24 protein-coding genes and 3 pseudogenes are annotated in these 24,105 nt (G+C 48.0%); 22 read left to right on the forward strand and 5 right to left on the reverse strand.

What is annotated here, in order from left to right:
• Positions 1-66 precede the first annotated feature (66 nt).
• The 13 genes from DW830_RS12185 (at position 67) to DW830_RS12240 (ending at position 11,639) form a co-directional block, all read left to right on the forward strand.
• The gene (locus DW830_RS12185; RefSeq protein ID WP_119250093.1) at positions 67-384 is read left to right on the forward strand and encodes a DUF1294 domain-containing protein; all 318 of its coding nucleotides are present in this window, start codon (positions 67-69) and stop codon (positions 382-384) included.
• Between the two features lie 172 nt (positions 385-556).
• Positions 557-1,072 (forward strand): GNAT family N-acetyltransferase, encoded by a 516-nt coding sequence (locus DW830_RS12190; protein ID WP_119250094.1) that lies wholly within the window; start codon positions 557-559, stop codon positions 1,070-1,072.
• Between the two features lie 12 nt (positions 1,073-1,084).
• Positions 1,085-1,753: a hypothetical protein gene (locus DW830_RS12195; protein ID WP_119250095.1), complete on the forward strand. Its 669-nt coding sequence runs from the start codon at positions 1,085-1,087 to the stop codon at positions 1,751-1,753.
• 2 nt (positions 1,754-1,755) lie between these two features.
• Entirely contained in the window at positions 1,756-2,436 is a 681-nt protein-coding gene (locus DW830_RS12200; RefSeq protein ID WP_119250096.1) for a DNA alkylation repair protein, read from the forward strand.
• 2 nt (positions 2,437-2,438) lie between these two features.
• Entirely contained in the window at positions 2,439-2,594 is a 156-nt protein-coding gene (locus tag DW830_RS12205) for a hypothetical protein (RefSeq protein ID WP_233544514.1), read from the forward strand.
• Between the two features lie 269 nt (positions 2,595-2,863).
• A complete protein-coding gene (locus tag DW830_RS12210) occupies positions 2,864-3,511 on the forward strand; it encodes an HAD-IA family hydrolase (RefSeq protein ID WP_119250097.1) in 648 nt (215 codons plus the stop codon).
• Between the two features lie 71 nt (positions 3,512-3,582).
• Positions 3,583-4,620, forward strand: coding sequence for a M28 family metallopeptidase (locus tag DW830_RS12215; RefSeq protein WP_119250098.1), 1,038 nt, complete (start codon positions 3,583-3,585; stop codon positions 4,618-4,620).
• A gap of 69 nt (positions 4,621-4,689) precedes the next feature.
• Entirely contained in the window at positions 4,690-4,851 is a 162-nt protein-coding gene (locus DW830_RS15890; RefSeq protein ID WP_158573496.1) for a hypothetical protein, read from the forward strand.
• A gap of 2 nt (positions 4,852-4,853) precedes the next feature.
• Entirely contained in the window at positions 4,854-4,979 is a 126-nt protein-coding gene (locus DW830_RS16955; RefSeq protein ID WP_255415633.1) for a hypothetical protein, read from the forward strand.
• A gap of 316 nt (positions 4,980-5,295) precedes the next feature.
• A complete protein-coding gene (locus DW830_RS12225; protein WP_119250099.1) occupies positions 5,296-6,186 on the forward strand; it encodes a helix-turn-helix domain-containing protein in 891 nt (296 codons plus the stop codon).
• Positions 6,187-6,525: 339 nt separating this feature from the next.
• Complete coding sequence (locus tag DW830_RS12230) at positions 6,526-8,493, forward strand: KUP/HAK/KT family potassium transporter (RefSeq protein WP_119250100.1); 1,968 nt, start codon at positions 6,526-6,528, stop codon at positions 8,491-8,493.
• A 114-nt stretch (positions 8,494-8,607) separates the two neighbouring features.
• Complete coding sequence (locus tag DW830_RS12235; protein ID WP_119250101.1) at positions 8,608-9,372, forward strand: ThiF family adenylyltransferase; 765 nt, start codon at positions 8,608-8,610, stop codon at positions 9,370-9,372.
• Positions 9,373-9,404: 32 nt separating this feature from the next.
• Positions 9,405-11,639 (forward strand): ATP-dependent RecD-like DNA helicase, encoded by a 2,235-nt coding sequence (locus DW830_RS12240; protein WP_119250102.1) that lies wholly within the window; start codon positions 9,405-9,407, stop codon positions 11,637-11,639.
• On the opposite strand, the pseudogene DW830_RS12245 reads toward DW830_RS12240, so the two are convergent.
• A pseudogene (locus DW830_RS12245) lies at positions 11,635-11,841 on the reverse strand (heavy-metal-associated domain-containing protein); the annotation flags it as partial. The gene DW830_RS12240 and the pseudogene DW830_RS12245 overlap by 5 nt on opposite strands.
• 71 nt (positions 11,842-11,912) lie before the next feature.
• On the opposite strand from DW830_RS12245, the gene DW830_RS12250 reads away from it, so the two are divergent.
• From DW830_RS12250 to DW830_RS12255, 3 genes and pseudogenes are all read left to right on the forward strand, one after another.
• A complete protein-coding gene (locus tag DW830_RS12250) occupies positions 11,913-12,908 on the forward strand; it encodes a Gfo/Idh/MocA family protein (RefSeq protein ID WP_317125418.1) in 996 nt (331 codons plus the stop codon).
• Positions 12,890-13,102, forward strand: coding sequence for a hypothetical protein (locus DW830_RS17130; RefSeq protein WP_317125419.1), 213 nt, complete (start codon positions 12,890-12,892; stop codon positions 13,100-13,102). Before DW830_RS12250 ends, DW830_RS17130 begins: the two co-directional genes overlap by 19 nt.
• 23 nt (positions 13,103-13,125) lie before the next feature.
• A pseudogene (locus DW830_RS12255) lies at positions 13,126-14,757 on the forward strand (ABC-F family ATP-binding cassette domain-containing protein).
• Positions 14,758-14,879: 122 nt separating this feature from the next.
• Here the strand turns inward: DW830_RS12255 and DW830_RS16665 are convergent.
• The 4 genes and pseudogenes from DW830_RS16665 to ftsY all read right to left on the reverse strand — a co-directional run bounded on the left by DW830_RS16665 (position 14,880) and on the right by ftsY (position 19,052).
• Positions 14,880-16,379 (reverse strand): HU family DNA-binding protein, encoded by a 1,500-nt coding sequence (locus tag DW830_RS16665; RefSeq protein ID WP_233544515.1) that lies wholly within the window; start codon positions 16,377-16,379, stop codon positions 14,880-14,882.
• The gene (locus DW830_RS12265) at positions 16,372-16,665 is read right to left on the reverse strand and encodes an HU family DNA-binding protein (RefSeq protein ID WP_089542697.1); all 294 of its coding nucleotides are present in this window, start codon (positions 16,663-16,665) and stop codon (positions 16,372-16,374) included. The genes DW830_RS16665 and DW830_RS12265 overlap by 8 nt, the downstream gene beginning before the upstream one ends.
• A gap of 27 nt (positions 16,666-16,692) precedes the next feature.
• On the reverse strand, positions 16,693-17,994 hold the full coding sequence (gene rimO, locus DW830_RS12270) for a 30S ribosomal protein S12 methylthiotransferase RimO (RefSeq protein ID WP_119250104.1): 1,302 nt from the start codon (positions 17,992-17,994) through the stop codon (positions 16,693-16,695).
• A gap of 105 nt (positions 17,995-18,099) precedes the next feature.
• Positions 18,100-19,052 (reverse strand): annotated as a pseudogene (ftsY, locus tag DW830_RS12275) (signal recognition particle-docking protein FtsY).
• A 216-nt stretch (positions 19,053-19,268) separates the two neighbouring features.
• On the opposite strand from ftsY, the gene DW830_RS16670 reads away from it, so the two are divergent.
• From DW830_RS16670 to menA, 6 genes are all read left to right on the forward strand, one after another.
• Positions 19,269-19,496, forward strand: coding sequence for a hypothetical protein (locus DW830_RS16670; RefSeq protein WP_233544516.1), 228 nt, complete (start codon positions 19,269-19,271; stop codon positions 19,494-19,496).
• 17 nt (positions 19,497-19,513) lie between these two features.
• Entirely contained in the window at positions 19,514-20,221 is a 708-nt protein-coding gene (locus tag DW830_RS12280) for a DUF4468 domain-containing protein (RefSeq protein ID WP_233544517.1), read from the forward strand.
• 17 nt (positions 20,222-20,238) lie between these two features.
• Positions 20,239-20,421, forward strand: a complete 183-nt coding sequence (locus tag DW830_RS16675; RefSeq protein WP_233544518.1) for a hypothetical protein — start codon at positions 20,239-20,241, stop codon at positions 20,419-20,421.
• Positions 20,388-20,576: a hypothetical protein gene (locus tag DW830_RS12285; RefSeq protein ID WP_233544519.1), complete on the forward strand. Its 189-nt coding sequence runs from the start codon at positions 20,388-20,390 to the stop codon at positions 20,574-20,576. Before DW830_RS16675 ends, DW830_RS12285 begins: the two co-directional genes overlap by 34 nt.
• 3 nt (positions 20,577-20,579) lie before the next feature.
• The gene (locus DW830_RS12290; RefSeq protein WP_119250105.1) at positions 20,580-22,955 is read left to right on the forward strand and encodes a putative porin; all 2,376 of its coding nucleotides are present in this window, start codon (positions 20,580-20,582) and stop codon (positions 22,953-22,955) included.
• Positions 22,956-23,082: 127 nt separating this feature from the next.
• Positions 23,083-24,000 (forward strand): 1,4-dihydroxy-2-naphthoate octaprenyltransferase, encoded by a 918-nt coding sequence (gene menA, locus DW830_RS12295; RefSeq protein ID WP_119250106.1) that lies wholly within the window; start codon positions 23,083-23,085, stop codon positions 23,998-24,000.
• Positions 24,001-24,105 lie beyond the last annotated feature (105 nt).

The following is a 24,105-nucleotide window of genomic DNA, read 5'->3' on the forward strand; positions in this document are numbered from 1 at the left end:
TTTCAAAGAACTATTTCGTTACATGAAACGTTAAATATCAGAGCGTAATATTAACAATTAACAGGGATGTTTCCAGCTTGTTTTCAAGAACAGAGAACTGGACACCCTAATACATTACACAATTGCCTCGCCTACTATCTCCTTGCCATCAATGCAGTTACATTCATCGTGTACGGCGTTGACAAATACAAGGCTAAGAAAGCCCAGTGGCGCATTTCGGAAGCCACGCTTTTGTTGCTGGCTGTACTTGGAGGAAGCATCGGGGCATGGATGGGAATGAAAGTCTGGCACCATAAGACGATGCACAAGAAATTCAAATACGGCATTCCAGCCATTCTGCTGATACAGATTGCGCTGATGGCGTATTTGCACATGAATCAATAACATTATAAAGAACGAAGTATATGAGCATTAAAAAGAATGGGATTTATTGGAAGGGCATCAAGCGCCGGATAGGGAGATTCTTTGAGAAGATGCACGAATGTATACTTATCTTCACCGACTGGCTTGGGTAATCACACAAAGTAAATAGACAGCAAAATATTGATATAATCTAATGGAAACAGAAAGAATTTTACTCCGCCATTGGCAGGAATCGGATGCAGAGTCGCTCTTCAAGTACGCCTCAGACCCTGACGTGGGACCTCGTGCAGGATGGCCAGCACATAAGTCAGTAGAAGAAAGTCGGGAGATAATCCGAACATTTTTCCATAATGAAACGACATGGGCGATTGTGTTGAAAGAGACCAACGAGCCAATCGGCTGCATCGGCTACTACACCCATGAAACCAGCAACATCCCTATCGGAAAAAACGACTGCGAAGTGGGCTACTGGGTAGGAAAGCCTTATTGGAACAAGGGTATCTGCACCGAAGCCTTGAAACTGATGCTCGATTACTGCATCCAAGTAAAGCATTTAGAAAACATCTGGGCAGATCATTTCACAGCAAATCCTGCATCAGGAAAGGTCATGGAGAAATGCGGTTTCTCAGACACCGGAATGCTGAACAGATGCAGCCAGCTTGTGGGTGGCGACAAGGATATGGTTAAAGTGTTTAAGTACAAAGGATAAAAATAAATAAACATGAATTTTCCAGAAATATATTCAGCAACAGGCATGATGGAGCTGATTCAGAAGATCGGCTTTCTCCCTCTCCTTGATAGCGGCATTGAAGGCTTCTCTGCCGAAGACATCGTGGCTGAGGATTGCCGATATGTAACTTTCCCTGAAGGCGGTTGGGACTGGCCACTATGGAAATGGAAAGGCGAGATCGTGCAGGAAATGCCGTGTATGTACGGAAAGTTCTTTAACAAGAAAGCAGGATTCATCAGTCAGGAATGGTGGCCGGACTTCTGCAACTACAGAAGAAGCAAGTACCCTCGCCCAGATGATGACTCGATAGAAGGAGTCATTCTCAGCACGCTTCAATCATCGGGCAGTCTCATTACAAGGGAACTTCGAGCTTCCTGCGGTTTTACGGGCAAGGGAATGAGAAGCAAGTTTGACGGTTATCTCACCCGACTGGAAATGGCAACTTATATTGTGACCGAGGATTTCATCTACCCTCGTGACAAGCACAATCATGAATATGGCTGGGGGTGGTCGCTGCTCAATACTCCCGAAGATCTCTATGGCAGGGATGCTTGCCAATGCAACCGAACTCCTCAGGAATCTTATCAGAGGATTTTCAAGCATCTGAAAGAAATCCTGCCTGATGCTTCGGATAAACAGATTATTAAATTAATAGGATAAAAATGACTTCACTTCAAGAAAGACTGTTCGCCATGCAGGATAAGCAGTATGCTGCTTTCCAAGCCAAACTGACACCGGGAGTGCCTGTGGAGAGTTTCATAGGCATTCGTGTGCCTGTGCTTCGCAAGTTTGTAAAAGAATTTACAAAGGAATCAGAATGCAAAGATTTCCTTCATCAACTTCCTCACGAATACTACGATGAGAATATGCTTCACGGACTCCTCGTTTCCGAGGTAAAGGACTACGAGGAATGCATTCGTCTTACAGACAGATTTCTGCCATTCGTGGACAACTGGGCAGTTTGCGACATCATGTCTCCGAAGGTGTTTGCCAAACACAAGAAGGAACTATTGGCGAAGATCAAGACTTGGAGTAAATCATCACACGTCTATACTTGTCGCTTTGGTATAGAGATACTTATGTCTCATTACCTGGACAAAGACTTCAAGGCAGAATATCTTGAAATTCCTGCATCAGTAAGGAGCGAAGAGTATTACGTAAAAATGATGATAGCCTGGTTCTTCGCCACCGCCCTTGCCAAGCAATGGGACCAGGCGATTCCCTACATCGAGCAACGCCGCCTTGCTCCCTGGACGCACAACAAGACCATTCAGAAGGCCATCGAGAGCTACAGAATCACGCCTGAGCAGAAGGAATATCTGCGGACATTGAAGACAAAATAATTATGACACAAGATACTTCTACATATTACGTTTGGATAGGTGGCGTCAGAGTCAAGATTGTGCAATATTACAAGAGTCCATTGCTGATAGAGACCCACGATAGGGCTACAAAAGCAATGGCTAAGACAAGGAAGGAGTTTCATCAGAAAAACAAATAAATGTTTCGGGCCGTTTTCCGGTCATTAAGGTCACGGTCATTAAGGTCATTAAGGATTTCCGGTTATTCAAGATATCCCCCAAGTTGTCCCTCAATGCTCCTCTAGATTAAGAATAAGGTTAAATCATGTTAGCTCTGCAAACAAAATTCATTCATAAAATCACATTTCTGAATATTTTTTGTATTTTTGCAGATATATTGCGCTGATATGGAGTTGAGCATGGCTTATCCTCCTAGATTACAGGCGCATCATTATCAAATGATTAGAGCATGAAACAGATAGAAACTCTCGTTTTTGATTATGGAGGTGTCATCGTGAATATTGATGATGCCTCTGTTGTGAAAGCCATGGAGAGCCTGGGCGTTACGGCGTTCAAGCGGCTAATCCATGTCCGCAAAATCAAGAGACTGATACACCAATATATCAATGGTCTGGTGGCGGAATCAGAAACATTGAAAGAGATGCTGAGCCTTTGCCGCAAAGGAACCACAACCGAGGATATTGAGAAAGTACTCGAAGAGTTGTGCGGCAATCTGCCCGTTGAAAGGCTGAAAGCATTGGTCAAACTACGGAAGCGATACAAGGTCTATCTGCTCAGCAACATCAACGATACGCTTTGGCAGAAATCGGTCTGTCTGATGAAGCAGCTGGGATATTCCACAGACGAGCTGTTTGATGAAGTATTCCTCTCATACGCCATGCGGAAAGAGAAGCCATCCGTCGAAATCTATGAAGAGATGACGCAACAGACTGGATTGAATCCTGCCACTACGCTCTATTTCGATGACCGCACAGAGAATGCCGAGGCAGGTAAGCGTTTTGGTTTCCAGAGTGTACTGGTAAAGACCAATCATCTGGAAGAGCATCAGGAATGGCAAGAAATCAACAAAGATATGGATGTGGAGTTAGAATTTTAAAGTGAAACAGATTGCACTGATGACGTATTTGCACATAAAATAGTAACAATATAAAGAATAATACTTTGAATATGATTAATAAACTATTATTGTCGGCTGCTATCGTTCTTAGCGGCGCGACTACTGTTGAAGCCGCACAGAAGAAGTCGGCTAAAGTGGAGAAACAGTTGGCTGCACAGTGTGATGCCGGCTTGCGTTCAATCACCGAAGATGCGGCACGTGCGCATGTCTATTTCCTTGCCGACGACCTCTTGGAAGGACGCCGTGCCGGCGAGCGCGGTTCGCGCATCGCAAAGCAGTATATCATCTCACAGATTCGACAGGCTGGCTTGAAGCCTTTCCTCGGCGAGTCGTACGAACAGCCCTTCGAGGCTTGTGCTGTGCAGAAACTGCAGCGTGGCGTGCGCTACTTCGTTGAGGCGGATTCAATCGCTGAGATAAAGAAGCAGGTGCACCGCACTATGTATCTGAGCAATGTGCTCGCGGTACTGCCAGGCAAGAAGACCGACGAAATGGTTGTTGTGGGTGCGCATCTCGACCATGAGGGCGTGTACAACGACATCGAAGGCGACAAGATATACAATGGCGCCGACGACAATGCGTCGGGCGTGGCTGCCGTGCTGCAGATTATGAAGGCTTTCGTGGCGAGTGGTGCAACACCGGAGCGCACTATCGTGTTCGCATTCTGGGATGGCGAGGAGTTCGGACTGCTCGGCTCGCGCTACTTCACCGATGTCTATAAGGATATGAAGAACGTGAAGGGCTATCTGAACTTCGATATGGTGGGTAGCGGCACAGACAGTCGCTATCTGATGTACTTCTATACGGCTGCGCATCCGAAGATTGGCGAGTGGCTCAAGGCGGATATGGCGAAGCATAACTTCTGCTTCGACCCCGATTATCGTGCTTGGGATACCCCTGTCGGCGGCAGCGACCAGCAGTCGTTCCACTTGAAGGGTGTGCCTATCGTGTGGTATCACACCGGCGGTCAGCCCAACTACAACTTCCCGTCGGATGAGGCTGACACAGTGAACTATCCGAAGCTTACAGACATCACTCGTGCTTCGTATCTTACAACGTGGCACTTGGCGAATGAGGCTGAGTATTAATAAAAATGGGATTGGATGCAGCTCATCCAATCCCATTATTTATTAGTTGAAAGTTGAGAATTGAGAGTTATGTGGGGTTGGTCGCTGCTCAATACTCCCGAAGAACTCTATGGCAGGGAGGCTTGCCAATGCAACCGCACTCTCCAGGAATCTTATCAGAGAATTTTCGAGCATCTGAAAGAAATCCAGCCTGATGCTTCGGATAAACAGATTCAAAAAATGATTGGATGAAAATGACTTCACTTCAAGAAAGACTGTTCGTCACCGCCCTTGCCAAGCAATGGGACGCAACGATTCCCTACATCGAACAACGCCGCCTTGCTCCCTGGACGCACAACAAGACCATCCAGAAGGCATAGAGAGCTACAGAATCACGCCCGAGCAGAAGGAATATCTGCGGACATTGAAGATAAAAAAATTATGATACAAGATTCTTCTACATATTATACGTTTGGATAGGTGGCTCATGTGATTATCGTCACAAGGAGAAACGAAGCCAACATTTCAATACGAAATGGAGAGGGGAATTCATCGATATTAGGATAAAAATCGCAAAACACGACGATAAAGGTAATATCTACCGTAAAAAAGGTATAAGAAAATTAAGGAAATATGCGTATCTTTGCACCCGTAAAAAAATAAATTAGAACGTTTAGAAATTTAAAGCATAAGATTATGAAGGAATTTTTCTTTAATACCATACAGGAGTTCAATGACTACATTGGGGTGAAAACACTTCATCCTCTGGTAAGCATTGCGCATGTAGAGAACACCTCTCCTATTCAGGAGGCTGTGAATCACTACGGACTTTATGCCCTCTTCCTGAAGGAAAACAAGGGGTGCAAACTGTCATACGGCAGAACAGAATATGATTTTGACGAGATGACCGTAACCTCGTTTGCTCCAGGACAAACGATTAAGGTAGAACCCGTTCCAGGAGTTCCGGTTGCCAAATATACGGTTTTGGCTTTCCATCCCGAGCTGCTCAACCGCACCCAGCTTGGCAGGAACATCTCCCGCTATGAGTTCTTCGACTATACAAGCAACGAAGCATTGCATCTATCCGCTGCCGAGGTAAATATCTTCCGTGACGTGCTCTCAATGATTGGGCTGGAACTCGAGCATCCTATAGATAAGCATTCGCGTGAACTTATCGTTTCTAACATCGAGTTGCTGCTGAACTATTGTCTGCGCTTCTACGACCGCCAGTTCATCACACGCGAGGAGATCAACCACTCGGTGGTCAAGAAATTCGTCTCTCTGCTCGATGAATACATTGCCCGGAAAGCGGAGCGCGAAGGGTTGCCTACCGTAGCCTACTTTGCCGACAAATGCTGCTATTCGCCTAAATATTTCGGAGAATTAGTCAAGACTGAGACTGGCAGAACTGCCAAGAGTATGATCAACGACCGACTGCTTTCGGCAGCCCGCCAACTGCTTGTAGATGAAACCTTAACCATTACGCAAGTCAGTCAGCATCTCGGCTTTGAATACTCTCAGCACTTCGTCCGCTTTTTCAAGGCACAGACGGGCAAGACACCAAGCGAGTATCGCAAAACTGCGTAAATATGTAAATATAACGAAGCATCAAATGTGGTGACCTTCATCTGATGAACCCCACCTACTTTCCGATTTCAGCATGAATGAAGATTCGGATAGTAGATGGGGCTTATTTTTGACACCGAGAAAGAATATCACTTTTTTTACATCTTCCAAACTGTCACTTACTGTCGATTAAAACGAAAGTTAAAACAGATAAATCTTGTTAAACAAATCATCTTTTACCACTTATGTTCATACCTTTGCACCCAAATTAATAATCTATAAAGGGATATTTTATGTTCACATAAGGATAATTCCTTAATGTAAAGAAGGATAATATTTTAAATAAATAAGAGAAATTATATGGGAGAAAATTCGGAAAGTTCAGTAGCCTGCCATCATCAAGTAGGCTTCCTGGGATTACTCATCACTCTGGGCATCGTGTTTGGAGATATAGGTACATCCCCACTCTACGTGATGAAAGCCATCCTGCACACGGGTGAAGCCATCAACGAGAGCACCATCCTGGGTGCATTGTCGTGCATCATCTGGACACTCACCCTGCAGACCACCATCAAATACGTATGTGTGGCACTGCGTGCCGACAACAATGGCGAAGGAGGCATCCTCGCCCTCTACGCCCTGTTGCGCAAGATGAAGAGAAAATGGATTTACTTATTGGCCATCATCGGTGCCAGCACCTTGCTGGCAGATGGAATCATCACCCCTGCCATCACGGTTACCACAGCCATCGAAGGACTCGAAAGCATCAGTCCCCACCTGCCAGTCATCCCCATCACACTGGGCATCATCACCATCATCTTCTTCGTGCAACGCTTTGGTACAGAGAGTATTGGCAAGTCGTTCGGAGTATTCATGCTGATATGGTTCCTGCTGCTGGGCGTAACGGGAGCTTTCAGCATCACCTCTTACCCATTGATTCTGAAGGCCTTCAACCCCTACTATGCTGCCATGCTGCTGGCAAAATCGCCAGAGTGGTTCCTGATTCTCGGTGCCGTGTTCCTCTGTACCACCGGTGCTGAGGCACTATACTCCGACCTGGGTCACTGCGGCAGAAAGAACATCACCATCAGCTGGCTTTTCGTAAAGGCCATGCTCATCCTCAACTATCTGGGTCAGGGAGCATGGGTGCTGAACCATATCCAGACTGCCTCCTCCGTGAATCCGTTCTTTTCCATCATGCCACAGAGCATGCTGATTTTTGCCATCATCATGGCCACGGGTGCGGCAATCGTTGCCAGTCAGGCACTTATCAGCGGCACCTTCTCCATATTGAGCGAAGCCATGAACCTGCACTTCTGGCCACGCATGCGAATCAAGCATCCTACCCATGTAAAGGGACAGCTCTATATTCCGGTCATCAACCTCGCCATGTACTTCGGTGTGGTTCTCATCATCCTGCTCTTCCGCGACTCCTCGCACATGGAGGCAGCCTATGGTCTCGCCATCACCATCACCATGCTGATGACCACCCTGCTGCTCGGTTTCTACCTGCGCACCAAGGGTGTGGCGCGCATCTTCATCCTGCTCTTTATGGGCGCATATTGCGTTATCGAGGGCATTTTCCTTGCCGCCAACCTGTCAAAATTCCTCGCAGGAGGATGGTGTACGATGCTTATTGGCGGAATCCTGTTCCTGATGATGTATGTATGGGTCCACGCCATCAAGATCCGCCATCATTACATCAGTACCAAACCGCTGGATGAGTATTATCAGATTATCTCCGATATCAAGGCCGACGAGAGCATCCCCAAGTACGCATCCAATCTGGTTTATGTGAACCATGCCGACAAGGAAGGTGCGGTGGATGACAAGCTGCTCTATTCCATCATCAACAAGCAGCCCAAACGTGCTGACCATTACTGGCTTATCAATCTGGAATTTGCAGATACTCCTGACACGCTGGAGTACAGTTGCGAGACTCTGGTTCCCGACACCCTCTACAGTGTAACCATGCGCATAGGTTTCCGCATCGAGCCTAGGGTGAGCCTCTATCTGCGACAAGTGGTAGAAGACCTGGTGGCAAGCAAGAAGGTAGATCTGAGAAGTACCTATCCTTCGCTCCGCAAAAACGGAATACCTGGCGACTTCCGCTTCATCATCATCCACCGCGTATATTACCCGGAGAGTTCCGACAACCGTCAACAGAACCTGCTGATGACCATCTATGCCCTTATCGGCAAGATAGGCATTGACGAGCCTAAGGCTTTGGGCCTCGACACATCCATGGTGGTGGTAGAACGTGTTCCGCTCATCATCAACCAGCGCAACAGAAACATCAGGCGCATCATGCAGATTGTGGAAGAATAGGAAGATTTTTCTAAACAAAAAAACAGTCGGATGATTACTTTTCGAATTATTATTTGTATCTTTGCACCTGAATTGCGCAAAGCAAAGTTGAAAGATAATAAAAAAGATAATTGAATGGGAAATCAAATCACAACAATGGAGCGGGGAATGCAGCGACGCACAGAACTGCTCCTGGGAAAAGATAATCTTGAAAAAATTCAGGAAGCACGAGTCCTCATCTTCGGAATCGGAGGCGTGGGCTCATGGTGCGCAGAGGGACTGGTGCGCAGCGGCGTGCGCAACATCACCATCGTGGATAGCGACCGCGTATGCGTGACCAACTGCAACCGCCAGCTGATGGCAACAAGCCGCACCATCGGACAGGTAAAGGTAGATGCGCTGCGCGATCGCCTGCTTGAAATCAACCCTGAAGCCAACATCACGGCTTATCAGAAAATCTACCAGGCAGAAACTGCAGAAGAGTTCCATATGGAGGAATACGACTACATCATCGACGCCATAGACTCGCTGAAAGACAAGGCCGACCTGATTCTGCGTGCCACTGCCCTTCCGAAGGAAATCACCTTCGTATCTTCGATGGGAGCAGCCCTCCGCCGCGACCCTTTCATGGTGAGGAAGGCTGAGTTCTGGAAGGTTGATGGCGATCCGCTGGCAAGAGCCCTGCGCAAGAAATTCAAGAAGAACAAGACCTTCCCTCGCCGCAAATTCCAGTGCGTGTTCAGCGAGGAAAAGCCGATGCAGAACATGAGCGACCAGCGACTCGTAGAGGACGAATGGACATCTACGAAGCCGCAGATCAACGGCTCACTCTGCCACATCACCGCTACATTCGGAATGGCTATAGCAGGAATCGTTATCAATCACATCATCGAAAGATAATATTTTGAAGAAGGTAATATTTTGAAGAAGGTATGATCAAGATACGCTGCGTGGTAGAACGGATTACCTACCAGAACCAGGAAAACGGATATTCCGTGATGAAAGTCAAGGTGAAGGGATATTCCGACCTGGTTACCCTGGTGGGAAACCTGCTGGATGTTCCAGTGGGAGCGGTACTACTGTGCAATGGCGACTGGAAGATGGACAAGCGATACGGACAGCAGTTTGCCTGCGAAACCTGGGAAGAGGTAATGCCTGCCACCGTATATGGAATCGAGAAATACCTGGGCAGCGGACTGGTGAAAGGCATCGGTCCGAAGTTTGCACATCTGATAGTAGAGAGATTCGGAACGGAAACCATCGAGGTAATAGAAGATGACATCGAACGACTCTACGAGGTTGCCGGAATCGGCAAGAAACGCGTGGAGAAAATCCGAGACAGCTGGGAGAAGCAGAAGGACATCAAGAACGTGATGATCTTCCTGCAGCAGTATGGCGTGAGCACTGCTTACGCCGCCAAGATCTACCGACAGTATGGCAAGGAAAGCATCGACAACGTGAAGGAGAATCCCTACCGTCTTGCCGATGATATCTGGGGCATTGGTTTTAAGACTGCCGACAACATAGCCAGCAAGATGGGTTATGAGAAGAACGATCTGAGAAGATGCAAGAGCGGAATCAGCTACACCCTAAACGAACTCTCCAACGAAGGTCACGTTTATGCTGTAGAAGAACAGCTTATAGAAGCCGCAAAGAAACTGCTCGAAGCCGATGAAGAACCTATCAGACAAGCCATAGCGGAAATGATCATATCAGAAAATCTCATCCGTGAGAACGAAGCCATCTATCTGCCTCCTTTCTATCATTCTGAACGTGGAACGGCTAAGAAACTGCTGGAGTTGATGAAAGGTCAGGGTCCTACCCTCTTCAATATGCAGGCCGATATCCTGGCAATAGAAAAGGCTTCAGGCATCAGATACGACGAGGTGCAGATCGCCGCCATTGAGCAGGCAGTACGCTCTAAAGTGATGGTGCTGACAGGTGGCCCTGGAACAGGAAAGACCACGACGACGCAAGGTATCATTTCTGCTTACAAAACGGCAGGGATGAGGATTCTGCTGGCGGCTCCTACGGGCAGAGCTTCCAAGCGAATGAGCGAGGCCACGGGCATGGAAGCCAAAACCATCCACCGGCTGCTGGAGTTTAATCCGCAGGACGGATACAAGCGCAACGAGGAGAACCCGCTGGAGGGTGATGCGCTGATCGTGGATGAGTGTTCGATGATAGACATCATCCTGATGTATAATCTGATGAAGGCGATTCCGGAGCACATGCGCCTGGTGCTGGTGGGCGACATTGACCAGCTGCCGAGTGTGGGAGCCGGAAACGTTCTACGCGACATCATCGACTCAGAGAAAATTCCGGTCATCCGACTCACCCGCATCTTCCGACAGGCACAGTCGAGCCGAATCATCATGAGTGCCCACGCCATCAACCAGGGATATTATCCGGACACGAGCAACGGCAAACAGACAGATTTCTTCTTTATCAAGAATGAAGATCCAGAGCAAGTGGCTACGGAAATCGTGAATCTTGTAAAATATCGTCTGCCAAAAGCTTACAATCAGCCGCAGAGTAACATCCAGGTGCTTACCCCGATACAGAGAAGTGTGGTAGGTGCAGCCAATCTGAACATGCTGCTGCAGCAGGCACTCAACACATCCAATCTGGGAATCAGCCGTGGCGGAACCACCTACAAACTGGGCGACCGCGTAATGCAGATTAGAAATAATTACGACAAGAATGTATTCAATGGCGACATCGGAACCATAGAGAAGGTGAATATGGAAGACCGCACCATCTCCGTTATTTTCGAAGACCATTTGGTTGAATACGAGACCACGGAGCTGGATGAATTAACCTTGGCCTATGCCACCACCATCCACAAGAGTCAGGGTTCGGAATACCCCATCGTGGTCATTCCGGTACTGATGACCCATTTCGTAATGCTTCAGCGTAACCTCATCTACACCGGAATCACGAGAGCCAAGAAGGTCTGCGTACTCATCGGTCAGCCCAAAGCCCTTGCTTATGCTGTAAGAAATCTGACTGTGAGCAACAGAAACACGAAATTGAAAGAACGGTTGCGTGGCGAGATTGAGGCGGCAACCAATTCTTCTCCACTCCACTTCAGCAAGCCGTATGTTTTGCCTGAAGAGAATAAGCCAATGATGGCTGCTGAACCAGGAATCAAAAGAAAGAAATAGTGGTCTTGTCGGCATTGTACTTTACGGTAACCGTCTGATCCGGAACACTGGTCTCAATACTCTTGATACCCTTCTCGAAACGGAGGTTGTTCTTGATTTTGTTCTCACAAGCCGCACAGTGCATCTGAGGGGTAGTTGTGAAAACCACAGTCTTGATTTCTCGAAAAACAAGGCTAATTTCGCACAATTCGAGGGAAATCATTGAAGTTTTTTATTATACTGGCTTATAATTCAGAAATTTTATCTAAATTTGCAGAAGCAAAAAAAAATCTGATGAAACATATAAAAACTGCATTGATAGGATTCGGATATCGGGGTAAACAATTGCTGCGGCTGTTACGCACGATTGAAAACTTTGAGATTGTCGGTATCGCCGACATCAACGGCTGCGGGGATTCGGAATCTCCGGGCGCTTCCTTCTATCAGGGCGAGGAAGCCTACAAGATGATGCTCGACGAGCAACAGCCCAATCTGGTTTTCATCACCACCCCCTGGCACCTCCACATCACCCACGCCACGGAATGCATACTGCGAAACTGCCATGTGGCTCTCGAAATCAAAGGCGGACTCTGCCAGGATGAATATGCCCCGCTACAAGAAATCGCCCAACAGAAAGGAGTAAAGGTTTTTCCGTTGGAGAACACCCTCTTCATGCGAGAAATCCTTGCTGTAAAAAGAATGGTGAATGAAGGAGCACTTGGAGAAATCATCTATATGAGAGGCGGTTACCGCCACGACCTGCGCAAGCTGCTGCTCGATGACAATGGGGTACTGGGTGGACGAAAAGGTACGGAAAGCGTGTGGAGAAGCCGTTTCTACTCGCACCACAACGCCGACATCTATCCCACCCATGGACTCGGTCCGCTCTACATGATTCTGGGCATCGGGAAAACAGACCATCTCGCCTGGCTCACTTCCTTCGCAACCAAGGCGGTGGGACTTCGCCAGCACATGTCAGAAGATGATAATACTCCCATCACCCTGGGCGACATCATCTCTACGCAGATTGAAACCCAGGGCGGAACGCTCATCTCACTCACTCATGACACGACCCTGCCTCGCCCAAGAAGTCTCGACTTTGAGGTGCAGGGTTCGCTGGGCATCTGGGACGGCGTGAACCGACGCATCTACCTGGAGGAGATGAACTCGGAAACCTGGCAAGACGACCACGCCATCCTGGCTCTATACGAAAGCCGCGAATGGCAGCTCTGGGGCGAGAAAGCCCTGAAGCACGACAGCATCACAAGGGGATGGACTACATCATGTTGAGATGCGTTGCCGCTGAACTGACAAAAACCGCAAGCGCAGATTCGGCGGGAAGCATCCGCTATCCTGCCACGCTAAACGACCTGGCCCTCTGGACATCGGTAACCCTTCTGTCTGAAATTTCCATCAGGGAGCATCGCCGTGTGGCATTTGGTTATTCAAGCGATTTACAATATAAAAAGAACATGAATTTATAATACATATAGAATAAGAAACAGATATGATTACAGTTGATGGATTGACCGTAGAATTCGGCGGCACCACCCTATTCAAAGACATTTCCTTCCAGATCAACGAGAAGGACCGTATAGCCCTGATGGGCAAGAATGGCGCAGGAAAAAGTACCCTGCTCAAGATCATCGCAGGCGTAAGAACAGCCACACGTGGCTCCGTTTCCGCTCCAAAAGACTGCGTCATCGCCTATCTGCCTCAGCATCTGATGACCGAAGACGGAAGAACCGTGTTCGAGGAAACCTGCCAGGCGTTCGCCCATCTCCACGAGATGCAGGCGGAGATTGACCGCATCAACAATGAGCTCACTACCCGCACGGATTATGACAGCGACGACTATATGCAGCTCATCGAAAAAGTATCTTCATTGTCTGAGAAATTCTATGCAATCGACATGACCCACTTCGAGGAAGACGTAGAGAAAACGCTGCTCGGTCTGGGCTTCGAGCGCTCTGACTTCAACCGCCCTACCAGCGAGTTTCGGGAGGTTGGCGCATGCGTATCGAACTTGCCAAACTGCTGCTGAAATCGCCTGACGTGCTGCTTCTGGATGAGCCTACCAACCACCTCGATATCGAATCTATCGGATGGCTCGAAGACTTCATCATCAACAGTTCGAAAGCGGTGGTAGTGATCAGTCACGACCGAAAATTCGTAGATGACATTACAACAAGAACCATCGAGGTTACCATGGCAGAATCTACGACTACAAGGCTACCTACAGCCAGTATCTGGAACTGCGCAAGGAACGCCGCGAACAGCAGATGAAGAAATATGAGGAACAGCAGAAGATGATTGCCGAGACCAAGGACTTCATCGAGCGATTCAAGGGTACGTATTCGAAGACATTCCAGGTGCAGAGCCGCGTGAAGATGCTCGAAAAGCTGGAACTGATCGAGGTGGACGAGGAGGATACCAGCCGACTGAGACTGAAGTTCCCTCCAAGTCCGAGAAGCGGAGCCTATCCGGTTCAGATGAGTGACGTGGCGATGTCGTTTGATGACAAGCAGATATTCAGCGGCGTGAATCTTACCGTGGAGCGTGGCGACAAGATTGCCTTCGTGGGAAGAAACGGTGAGGGTAAATCTACGCTCGTAAAATGCATCATGGGTCAGCTTCAGAACGAGGGTAAGCTGGAATTAGGACACAATGTTCGATTGGCTATTTTGCTCAGAATCAGGCTTCTCTGCTCGATGGAGAGCTTACGGTTTTCCAGACGATAGATGATGTTGCCAAGGGCGAAATCAGAAATAAGATTCGCGATTTGCTGGGTGCATTCATGTTTGGTGGCGAGGATTCTACCAAGAAGGTAAAGGTTTTGTCGGGTGGAGAAAGAACCCGTCTGGCTATCCTGAAGCTGCTGTTGGAGCCGGTGAATCTGCTGATTCTCGATGAGCCTACCAACCACCTGGATCTCAAGACGAAGGATGTACTGAAGCAGGCGCTGCTGGATTTCGACGGCACGCTGATTGTAGTGAGTCACGACCGAGACTTCCTGGATGGTCTGGTCAGCAAGGTGTACGAATTCGGCCATGGTCGCGTCCGCGAGCATCTCTGCGGAATCTACGAGTTCCTGGAAACAAAGAAAATGGAAAGCCTTCAGGAATTGGAGAAGAAATAAAATCTCAAAAGGTATTTTTCGAAAGAAGATGCGTCATTATTCATCGAATGAAGAAACGAAAAAGAGGGTGCGTCATGGACTTATGACACACCCTTTTGTATTTTCAAATAATTTCTTTCAAATTATTTCTTTTTCTTCAATTCCAACTTCGGAATCTTGACTTTCTGACCAGGCTTCAACAGGGAATTACCATTCAGAGCTTCTACGTAACATTCCATTCCTGGACCTAAGTACTTTTGGCTGAGCGACTTGATGGTTTGTCCTTCTCTTGCCGTAACAACCTCGGAAACACCAATGATACGATAGGCTCCGGTTCGAACACGGGCATCCTGGTCGTATTTGCTGCTTGCCTGGGCAGCATGCTTTTCTGCCTGCTTTCTGGCTTCTTCTTTCTTCTTAGCTTCTGCAAGTTTTTTAGTCTCCTGCTGTTTCTTTGCATCTGCGAGTTTCTTGGCTTCCAAATTCTTCTTTGACTCAGCCGATTTTACATCAATTGATTGCTTATCAGCCGTCGCATCCATATTCAGCTCGGCATTTTCGGCTTTCTTGACGGCTTCGCTTGCCTGCGCCATTCTTACACTATCCTCGATAGCCTTCTTGCGAAGAATTTCTTCCTGCGTTGGGGCAGACTTGGCTGGTGCCTTCTTCTCTGTCGGAACCTGCTGGTAATTATCCAACTGCAGAGCGAGATGATCACGCTGGGCAGCCAGCTTGCCATAATTAAAAGCAAACCAACCAAAGCCTACTATCATAGCCAGGAATACTACGCTCGCAGCAACAACTAGAGAACGAGGCAAAACAACATGACGCTTATCGGTTACCTCATCTGAAGAAGGAGTTTCCTCATCTGAAGAAGCTTCCTCTACAATAGGAATTTCTGTAATAGTATTTTCTCCATCTGAAGGAACTTTCTCTGCAATAGGAGTTTCCTCTGTTAATGTCGATTCATTTTCTTCATCAGAAACAACAGACTCAACTTCATTCTGAGCTGGAACTTCAGATTCCTTTGTTTCCAATTCAGAAGTTGCAGATTCAGATTCTTCCGGTTTCTTTTCTTCCGGTTCAGCAACATTTTCCTGAGACAATCTCTTCTCTCCTATCACAATCATTTCATCGCTAACAGGAGCATCGTTTTCTTCATCCAAGAAATCTATCACACCACTTGTTGCAGAAGAATCCTGTTCAACGAAAGAATCCAAAGAAGAATTATCTGAATCAGGAACACACTCTAACGTAGAATCGAATACAGAGCCGTCCTCTTCAGCATTTTCAAATTTTCTGTCAATTTCATCGAAATCCACACCATCATTCACCACAACGGTCTCAAACTGGGCGAAAGGCTTGTTCACAATCTCCTTCAGAATATTATCGGGCGTGAAGGAAATCTTGTCACGGCCCTCGATGATGATACGCTCGCCCGTGTTCACATCCACGCTTTCACGATCCTTCACCGCCATTACCTTGAAAGTACCCAGCCACTTCATCTTCACGAGCTTATCAGACTGAAGCCCCTCGTTGGCAACATCAAACATCTTTCTGATAAACAGTTCGGCATCCTGCAGACTGATTCCCGACTTCTCTGCCAAGCGCTGCGCCAAGTCGCTTAAACTAATCTTACTCATAGTCTTCACCTCCATTCTTCAGTTTTTCCTTGACACTGGCCACAGGGCGAAAGCCGAGCACGAGCTTAGGCGGAACAAGCTGGCGCTTCTTGGTTGTAGGATTAACAACCACACGCTCCAAGCGCTTCTTTACTTCAAACGTACCAAAGTTGGGGATGGAGACAGCCTCACCATCCTCAAATTCAGCAATCATGGCATCTATCACCTTGCGCACCATCTTCTGGGTGTCGTCCTGTGAATAGCCAGTCTGCTGAGCAAGTTCTGCAATATACTCCTTGTTATTCATTCTGATGTCAAAATATTACCTCCCATATTACTTTACCACTTCTCCGTAGAGATCAAACTCCTCGCTCTGGGTAATCTTCACATTGTAGAAGCAACCCACGCGCAGACGCTTCTCTCCTGCCTTGATCAGCACTTCAGGATCCACCTCTGGCGAGCAGAATTCGGTTCTTCCTATATAGTAATCACCCTCCTTGCGGTCGATAATCACCTTCAGTATCTTGCCCACTTTCTCAGCCTCTACATCTGCGCTGATTTCCTGCTGCAGAATCATCAGTTCGTCAAGACGGCGCTGCTTCACCTCGGCAGGAACATCATCCTCGTAGTTATTGGCACTGTAGGTACCCTCCTCCTCAGAATAAGCAAAGGCACCCATACGCTCAAAGCGCTGAGTACGAACGAATTCGAGCAATTCATGGAAGTCTTCCTGAGTCTCGCCAGGGAAACCCACCATCAGAGTGGTACGGATATGAATGCCAGGCACACGCTCACGGATGGTCTTGAGCAGATCAATGGTTTCCTGCTTGCTCACGTGGCGATGCATTCTGTTGAGCATATTGTCGCTGATATGCTGCAGAGCGATGTCAAGATACTTGCATACGTTTGACTTCTCGCGCATCACATCGAGCAGATCAAGCGGGAACTGGTTAGGATAAGCATAGTGCAGACGGATCCACTTCACACCCGGAATATCCGCCATGCGGCTGATGAGTTCGGTGATGTGATGCTTGCCGTCCAGGTCCACGCCGTAGTAGGTGAGCTCCTGGGCGATAATCTGGAATTCCTTCACACCATCGGCTACCAGTTGGCGCACCTCGTCGAGGATTTCATCCATCGGACGGGAAACGTGCTTGCCGGTGATGATAGGAATGGCGCAATACGCACAGCGGCGGTTGCAACCTTCAGAAATCTTGATATAGGCATAATGATGAGGAGTCGTGAGATGGCGGGTTCCACTGCAAGCAGGCACATCAGCCTTGCCCAGTTCCTTGAGCAACTCCTTATAATTAAACTTACCATAAAACTTATCCACCTCGGGCATCTCTGCCTCCAGTTCCTTCTGGTAGCGCTGTGAGAGACAACCCATCACATAGAGTTTGCGGAGTCGTCCCTCTTCCTTAGCCTGGATGAACTCCAGGATAGTATCGATGCTCTCCTGCTTGGCATCCTCGATAAAGCCGCAAGTATTGATAACGGCAATTTCACCCTGTGGGCGTTTCGGGTCATGAACGCAGTGGTAGCCATTATCCTCGAAAAGCTTCATCAAGGTCTCGCTGTCCACCAGATTCTTGGAGCAACCCATGGTTACTATATCTATCTGATTTTTCTTCATTCTTATCCTACTTATCCTATAATAATCTTAATCTAATTCTTTTCTCGACTATTTTACATCGAGCTTCATCTAATCCTTTTCTTAAAGTCTATAAGCACCTGTATTCTAGTGCTTAAAGAGGGAGTCAACAAATTCAGATTTATTGAAAAGCTGGAGATCCTCCATACCCTCGCCCAGTCCGATATACTTCACAGGCACCTTGAGCTGGTCGGAGATTCCGATTACCACGCCACCCTTAGCCGTACCATCGAGCTTGGTGATGGCGAGCGAAGAGATATTGGTAACGGCAGCAAACTGCTTAGCCTGCTCAAAAGCGTTCTGTCCGGTACTTCCATCCAGAACGAGCATCACCTCATCCGGAGCCTCAGGCATGACCTTCTTCATCACCTCCTTGATCTTCTTCAACTCATTCATCAGGTTCACCTTATTATGAAGGCGTCCGGCAGTATCAATCAGCACCACGTCGGCACCGTTCGCCTTGGCGCTCTGCAGGGTATCGAGGCCACGCTGGCAGGGTCAGAACCCATCTGCTGCTTCACCACTGGCACCCCTACTCGCTCGCCCCAAATGCAGATCTGTTCCACGGCAGCGGCACGGAAGGTATCGGCAGCACCGAGATACACCTTCTTGCCAGCCTTCTTAAACTGATAGGCGAGCTTTCCTATGGTGGTAGTCTTGCCCACACCATTCACACCCACTACCAGAATCACGTATGGCTTATGATCGGAAGGCAAATCCCAGTTTTCATTGTCATCAGTATGATTTTCCTCCAGGAGGCTTGCAATCTCTTCCCTCAGGATTCTGTTGAGCTCTGAGGTAGAAACATACTTATCTCTTGCCACGCGTTCTTCGATACGTCGGATGATCTTCACGGTAGTCTCCACACCTACATCGGATGTGATGAGCACCTCCTCCAAATCATCGAGCACGTCATCATCTACGGTTGACTTACCAGCCACCGCACGCGCCAATTTTCCAAACACGCTCTCCTTGGTCTTTTCGAGGCCTTTATCGAGAGTTTCCTTTTTTTTGTTGCTAAATAATCCGAATAATCCCATATTTATAGCTATATTTTTTTGCAAAGATACGAAAATATTTGAAACTAGGAGCGTTTTCCCTAAAAAATATTGTTAACTTAGCAAAAGAATGTATAAATAATCGCTTCCTTATAGAAATATATCAAGTTATTTTTATACCTTTGTATGTTAGAAGCGCCTCCGAGTTCTTAATACTCGGACGAGGAGGACAAGACATTAAACATTTAAACAACAATCATGAAAAAGATATTTATCTCAATACTGATGCTGATTCCAGCTCTCACCATGCAGGCGCAGAATGTGCTTACCCCTGATCAGCAGTTGGAAAAGGCGCAAAAAGAGTTGGAGGAAGCCAAGAAGGCCCTGGAAGCAGCCAAGGCTCAGGCAGAAGCTGCCAAGGTGAAGGCGGAAGCTGAAAAAGTAAAGGCGGAAGCGAGAAAACGAAAGCGGAAGCTGAAAGATTGAAGGCTGAAGCTGAAAGAATGAAGCAGGAAGCTGAAAAGCTGAAGAAGAATGCAGAGAATTCGGTGCCTGCTACAAAGCTGGTGCCTGCCACCAAGAAGGAGAATACTACCGAAACTTCAGAAGGTGCGGGATGGGTCGTGCCAACCATGACAGAGGAGGTAGAAGAGAAAAAGGTGGAAAAGACTGCCGAGGGCGTGGTGCTCAAGGAAGATCCGAAATACCTGGCAGGAGCCATCCAGCTCAATGCCGAGGGAAAAGTGGAATTTGTTCTCGACACCCAGGCAAGCGGAAAGAGTGCAGACGAAATCTACAACATCGTTTTCCAATATATGAGCAAGCTCATCAAGAATGAGCAAAACATCAACAGCCGCATCGCCCTGGTGAACAGAAACAACAAGAACGAGCAGATTATCGCCTGTATCATGGACGAATGGTTTGTCTTCAATCAGTCGTTCATCTCTCTCGACCGCTCTGAGACCAAGTACCAGCTGGTGGCAACCATCAGCGACAACCATCTCCACCTCTCCATGACCCGAATCGTATTCAACTACGAGGAAGGCAGAAGTACCGGTTTCAAGGAGCCTGCAGAGAATGTGATCACCGACAAATATGCCTTGACCAAGAAGAAAAACGACTTGGCTAAGATCTACGGTAAGTTCCGCCGCGGAACCATCGACCGTAAGGATCAGATCTTCAACAATCTGACCAAACTTGTTAGAAAATAAAAATCATCTTATAAAATATGGATCAGACAAAAGATAACAATATAACAAACACCCCACAGAGCGAGGAAACTGCAAAGACTCAGCCACAGAGCGAGAGCCACGAGGCGTCTCAGACACAGCCACAGACCAGCTATGCCGTGCGCCCAAATCGTCGCCACCACAGAAGATGGAGTATGCAGACAAGAGCAATATGCTCGTAGCCAGAAACTGGCTCAACATCGGATTCATGCTCTTCGCCATCGTAGGCGTCATCCTCTGGACACAGATGGACGACCGCACGATTGCCAATGTACTGCTGATCATCGGCGTAGTCTTGAAAATTGCCGAGGTTTGCATCCGACTATTCAAAAAATAAGAAATGAAGAAAATATTATTCTCTACAATCCTAGCTTGTGCTGCAACCCTACCAGTTGCGGCACAACGTGATTTTACAGATTTCAACAATAACGAGGACTCGCAGTTCCGCCCACAGACCGGCAACCGAATCAACACCGACTCGCTGGGCACCGACAAGGAGATTCCGAAGGGAATCAGGGTATGGACTGTGGATGAGAGATTTGGAGATACTCGGGCTGCCGTGGTGGACACTATGCAGGCAATGTACCAGAACACAACCTTCACGGAAGGACTGCGCGGAGAGTACAACACCCTGGGTAACATGGGTACCGCCCGCATCAACCGCATCTTCATCGACCGACGCAATACGCAGGGCAACTTCATCTTCACCGAGCCATACGACAACATCGTTACCCCGGTGAGTGACTTCCACTTCACCAACACCTACTCGCCTATCACCAACATCACGCTGAATAGCTGCGGTGACAGAACCAACGGTGAGGATGACTTCAAGGCAATCTTTGCGGTGAATGCCAACAAGCAGCTGGGTGGCGGATTCCGATTCGACTACAAATACGGTCGCGGCTACTACGATGCACAGAGCACGGCGCACTTCAAATATACGATGTGGACTTCTTATCTGGGCGACCGCTATCAGGCGCACTTCCTTTTCAGCACCAACCACCAGAAGGTGACGGAGAACGGAGGTATTACCAATGATGACTACATCAAGCATCCGGAGCTTTTCACCGAGAGTTTCGCCACCAACGAAATACCGACCGTGCTGCAGCAGAACTGGAATCGCAACGACAACCAACACATCTTCTTCACCCACCGCTACAATGTGGGCTTCAGCCGCAAGGTGAAGATGACCGAGGAAGAAATCAAGGCCAAGAAATTCGCCATGGAGTCAGCAAAGGACAATGCAGCCGAGGAAGCCAAGGAGGAGGCAAGAAAGAAAGCAAGGGAACAAGGCAGGGAGTTTGACGAAAAGGCTTTCGACAAAAACCAGAAGAAGCAGTTCTCAGGTCGCCCTACAGATGCAAAGATTGCCGGCGATGAACCTGCCAAGAACAACAAGGCAATAGTTGCAAACAAGGCAGCCCAGGACTTCAAGAGCGACAGCACTCGAATTGCAGTAAACAGCAAGGCAATGGCAGACAGTCTGCTCACCGTAGAGAAGAAGAAAGCGCAGGACTCACTCTTCTACAAGACAGAATATGTTCCGGTAACCAGCTTCATCCACACCGTGCAGTTTGATAACTACAAGCGCATCTACCAGGCTTACCAGACTCCACAGGACTACTATCTCAAGGAGTACTACAATGCCGGCAAGTTTACAGGCGATTCTATCTACGATCAGACCCGACACTGGCGCATCAAGAACACCGTGGCAATGGGAACGCTCGAGGGATTCAGCAAGTGGGCAAAGGCTGGTCTGAAAGCTTTCGCCAGCTATGACCTCCGCCACTACGAACTGCCGAATACCGAAGGCGGATTTGAGAAGTTCAATGAGCATGCTCTGAGCGTAGGCGGTCAGCTGAGTAAGACTCAGGGCAAGACCCTTCACTATAATGTCGTGGGCGAGGTAGGACTCACCGGAGTGGATGCCGGCACCTTTGCAATCGACGGAAGCGCAGACATCAACCTGCCATTCCTGGGTGACACCGTACAGGTAAGAGGCGATGCTTTCATCCATCACGAAACGCCATCGTTCTACTATCGCAAGTATCATGCCCGACATCTCTGGTGGGATGATGATCTGAGCAAGATTATCCATACCCGCATTATGGGAACTCTGAGATTCGGCAAGACTAACACCACGCTGCGTGTGGCTGTGGATGAAATCAAGAACTATACTTATTTCTCACAGCAATATACGATTACAGAAAATGGTCTGCGCACAGGCGTAATGGTGACCCCTATGCAGAGCGGCGATGCCATCAATCTGATTACAGCGCAGCTGCAGCAGGACTTCAAGTTCGGTATTTTCAACTGGCAGAACATGATTACCTACCAGCATACCAGCAGCAAGAGTGCCCTGCCAGTGCCAGACCTCAACGTATATACCAACCTCTTCATCAAATTCAAGGTGGTAAAGGTACTGAATATCGAGTTGGGTGCTGACGCCAGATACTTCACCAGCTACGAGGCTCCAGATTATTCTCCTTACATCGGTCAATATACCGTGCAGGGCAACGGCGAGAAGAACGTGAAGGTGGGCAACTACCCTATCGTCAATGCCTACGCCAATGTTCACATCAAGCACACCCGCTTCTTCGTGATGATGAGCCATCTGAATGCAGGACAAGGCGACAAGAACTACTTCTTCACCCCTCACTATCCGATGAACCAGCGAGTTTTCAGAATGGGTGTAAGCTGGAACTTCTTCAACTAGGAAGCGAATCTTTTCCACAAGAGATTCTTCTGAAATAAAATAGAAGCGAATCTTTTCTTAATGAATAACAACAAGGAGCGAGGTTCCCCAAAAACCTCGCTCCTTATAATTTAAAAGCAACAATATGATGATAAAGACAAATTCTATCAAGGCGTGGTTTCTCGCCTCCCGCCCCGTCACCCTTTCGGCAGCGGCAGTACCGGTGATGCTAGGAGTAGCCCTAGCATACAAGGATTCAAGTGCCAACTGCCAATGGGTTCCTGCCCTGCTCTGTCTGCTCTTTGCTTGGATAATGCAGATAGACTCAAACCTGGTAAACGACTTCTTCGACTTCAAGCATGGCAACGACGACGAAACCCGATTGGGGCCAAAGAGAGCCTGCGCCGAAGGCTGGATTACGATGAAAGCCATGAAATGGGGCATCATCTTCACCACCCTTCTGGGATGCGCCATCGGTTTGCCCCTCGCCTTCTACGGAGGAAAGGAGATGATCATCGTGGGTATCTGCTGCGTACTCTTCTGCTTCCTCTATACCACCAAGTTGAGTTACCTGGGATTGGGCGACCTGCTGGTACTTCTCTTTTTCGGCATCGTGCCAGTCTGCTGCACCTATTATCTGGTAATGCCTGAAGGAATGCAGACTGTATCAACGGAAGCCATACTTACCTCCATCGCCTGCGGACTGGTAGTAGATACGCTGCTCATTCTGAACAACTATCGCGACTACGACAACGACATCAAGGCGGGCAAGAAGACACTGATCGTTCACATCGGCAAGAAAAACGGCGAGCGTCTCTACTGCGCACTGGGCAACATCGGTATCCTCATCATGATTGGAATCAACATCTATGGTGCACTTACCTACGATGCAGATACTAAGTTTTTGCCTTTCGCCGCCACATATCTCGTGGTGCACAACCGAACATTCGCCAAGATGAGGAAGATAGGAGAAGGCAGAATGCTGAACAAGGTACTGGGCTACACGGCTCTCAACATCTTTACCTTTGGCATGATCTCTACCTTCATCATCCTTGGAATGATGTAGTAATCCCAGAGATACCCACCCCCTCTGGAATGGCATGAGAAGATTCTAGAATGAGAAGATAACATTCAGGAATAATTATATAATAATGTACGCGCGTAACATTAT

It is taken from the genome of Prevotella sp. AM34-19LB (assembly GCF_003468525.1).
In the GTDB taxonomy this organism is placed as follows: Bacteria; Bacteroidota; Bacteroidia; order Bacteroidales; family Bacteroidaceae; genus Prevotella.

Bases quoted from the DNA above. Each gene is read 5' to 3' on its own strand.
- DW830_RS12185 (WP_119250093.1), top strand. From the start codon at position 67: ATGTTTCCAGCTTGTTTTCAAGAACAGAGAACTGGACACCCTAATACA.
- DW830_RS12190 (WP_119250094.1), top strand. From the start codon at position 557: ATGGAAACAGAAAGAATTTTACTCCGCCATTGGCAGGAATCGGATGCA.
- DW830_RS12195 (WP_119250095.1), top strand. From the start codon at position 1,085: ATGAATTTTCCAGAAATATATTCAGCAACAGGCATGATGGAGCTGATT.
- DW830_RS12200 (WP_119250096.1), top strand. From the start codon at position 1,756: ATGACTTCACTTCAAGAAAGACTGTTCGCCATGCAGGATAAGCAGTAT.
- DW830_RS12205 (WP_233544514.1), top strand. From the start codon at position 2,439: ATGACACAAGATACTTCTACATATTACGTTTGGATAGGTGGCGTCAGA.
- DW830_RS12210 (WP_119250097.1), top strand. From the start codon at position 2,864: ATGAAACAGATAGAAACTCTCGTTTTTGATTATGGAGGTGTCATCGTG.
- DW830_RS12215 (WP_119250098.1), top strand. From the start codon at position 3,583: ATGATTAATAAACTATTATTGTCGGCTGCTATCGTTCTTAGCGGCGCG.
- DW830_RS15890 (WP_158573496.1), top strand. From the start codon at position 4,690: ATGTGGGGTTGGTCGCTGCTCAATACTCCCGAAGAACTCTATGGCAGG.
- DW830_RS16955 (WP_255415633.1), top strand. From the start codon at position 4,854: ATGACTTCACTTCAAGAAAGACTGTTCGTCACCGCCCTTGCCAAGCAA.
- DW830_RS12225 (WP_119250099.1), top strand. From the start codon at position 5,296: ATGAAGGAATTTTTCTTTAATACCATACAGGAGTTCAATGACTACATT.
- DW830_RS12230 (WP_119250100.1), top strand. From the start codon at position 6,526: ATGGGAGAAAATTCGGAAAGTTCAGTAGCCTGCCATCATCAAGTAGGC.
- DW830_RS12235 (WP_119250101.1), top strand. From the start codon at position 8,608: ATGGGAAATCAAATCACAACAATGGAGCGGGGAATGCAGCGACGCACA.
- DW830_RS12240 (WP_119250102.1), top strand. From the start codon at position 9,405: ATGATCAAGATACGCTGCGTGGTAGAACGGATTACCTACCAGAACCAG.
- DW830_RS12250 (WP_317125418.1), top strand. From the start codon at position 11,913: ATGAAACATATAAAAACTGCATTGATAGGATTCGGATATCGGGGTAAA.
- DW830_RS17130 (WP_317125419.1), top strand. From the start codon at position 12,890: ATGGACTACATCATGTTGAGATGCGTTGCCGCTGAACTGACAAAAACC.
- DW830_RS16665 (WP_233544515.1), bottom strand. From the start codon at position 16,379: ATGAGTAAGATTAGTTTAAGCGACTTGGCGCAGCGCTTGGCAGAGAAG.
- DW830_RS12265 (WP_089542697.1), bottom strand. From the start codon at position 16,665: ATGAATAACAAGGAGTATATTGCAGAACTTGCTCAGCAGACTGGCTAT.
- rimO (WP_119250104.1), bottom strand. From the start codon at position 17,994: ATGAAGAAAAATCAGATAGATATAGTAACCATGGGTTGCTCCAAGAAT.
- DW830_RS16670 (WP_233544516.1), top strand. From the start codon at position 19,269: ATGAAAAAGATATTTATCTCAATACTGATGCTGATTCCAGCTCTCACC.
- DW830_RS12280 (WP_233544517.1), top strand. From the start codon at position 19,514: ATGAAGCAGGAAGCTGAAAAGCTGAAGAAGAATGCAGAGAATTCGGTG.
- DW830_RS16675 (WP_233544518.1), top strand. From the start codon at position 20,239: ATGGATCAGACAAAAGATAACAATATAACAAACACCCCACAGAGCGAG.
- DW830_RS12285 (WP_233544519.1), top strand. From the start codon at position 20,388: ATGGAGTATGCAGACAAGAGCAATATGCTCGTAGCCAGAAACTGGCTC.
- DW830_RS12290 (WP_119250105.1), top strand. From the start codon at position 20,580: ATGAAGAAAATATTATTCTCTACAATCCTAGCTTGTGCTGCAACCCTA.
- menA (WP_119250106.1), top strand. From the start codon at position 23,083: ATGATAAAGACAAATTCTATCAAGGCGTGGTTTCTCGCCTCCCGCCCC.